Origin of the sequence: Chromohalobacter sp. HP20-39, assembly GCF_033052815.1 — a bacterium.
Classification (GTDB): Bacteria; Pseudomonadota; Gammaproteobacteria; order Pseudomonadales; family Halomonadaceae; genus Chromohalobacter.
On record NZ_JAWHTP010000430.1, the window covers coordinates 1 to 310 of the forward strand.

General features: G+C 63.2%; 1 protein-coding gene. It reads left to right on the forward strand.

The window, feature by feature from the left end; genetic code table 11:
• On the forward strand, positions 1 to 310 hold a 310-nt coding region (locus RVY79_RS18680), incomplete at both ends, for a sodium-independent anion transporter (protein WP_317466045.1).

Consider the following 310-nt stretch of genomic DNA (forward strand, 5'->3'; position numbering starts at 1 on the left):
GCCTTGAGTCAGACCCACGCAGACCCGCGAGTGCTGATTCTGCGGCTCAAACGCGTGCCGTTTATCGACATGACCGGGCTACTCACCCTGGAGGAAGTGATCGCCAAGCTGGAGAAACGCAGCATCACGGTGCTGGTCAGCGAAGCGAACGATCGGGTCAGGGGCAAGCTGGAGAAGGCGGGCATCCTGGCCGCTGTTGGGCACGACAACTATCAGGACAGCTTTGCTGCTGCCATCGCCCGGTGCGATGTGCTGATCGGCTCCAGCGAGGACGCCGCTCGCGAGCACCAGGCAGCGCTATCCAGGCAGG